This window comes from Bartonella sp. AA81SXKL, from assembly GCF_042196945.1.
In the GTDB taxonomy this organism is placed as follows: Bacteria; Pseudomonadota; Alphaproteobacteria; order Rhizobiales; family Rhizobiaceae; genus Bartonella.
Window position 1 is genome coordinate 1 of record NZ_JBHIRH010000167.1, and the last position, 497, is coordinate 497.

The window sequence follows — 497 nt, forward strand, 5'->3', positions numbered from 1 at the left end:
TGTGTCATAAATGATGGCATATTCTTTTAGTGCATCCTCTTCATGCTCAATGCCCCATTGCATAGCTGGTGTTAGATAAGATTGGCTTATTTCCTCTGTTAATCGCTCTGTCATGAGTTTGATTTTGTACTCCTCATATTTGCTAGTAGGTGTTCCTTTGGCTGTTTTACTGAGCACATTGTAAATGTTTGAAGCAGTGACTTTGCCTAATCTTGCTTGAAACCACTCTGCTGTTCTTTGCTCCATGTTACACCGCCGTTTGCTGTTCTTGTTGTGAGAGAGATTGCTCTGCTTTTGCCATTTGTTTGTTTCGTTTATCTTTCAAAAGATGCAATACCGTTTGAGCCTGTCCATCAGACATATCGGCAAGATTGTTGACTTTGGCATAAGCAAGTATCTTGGTTTCTTCTGTTTGGGTTTGTGCCATGAGTGTTCTGATCTCACTGATCTGCTGCGGAAATGCACTTGTGAGAGGCACGTTCCCATCCGTATCATCA

The 497-nt window shown here is 41.6% G+C and carries 1 protein-coding gene and 1 pseudogene; both read right to left on the reverse strand.

Features of this window, described 5'->3' with window-relative positions; all coding sequences use genetic code 11:
* On the reverse strand, positions 1 to 246 hold a 246-nt coding region (locus tag ACFINZ_RS10335; RefSeq protein ID WP_375701466.1), incomplete at its 3' end, for a YqaJ viral recombinase family protein.
* A 1-nt stretch (position 247) separates the two neighbouring features.
* Positions 248 to 497, reverse strand: a pseudogene (locus ACFINZ_RS10340) (recombinase); the annotation flags it as partial.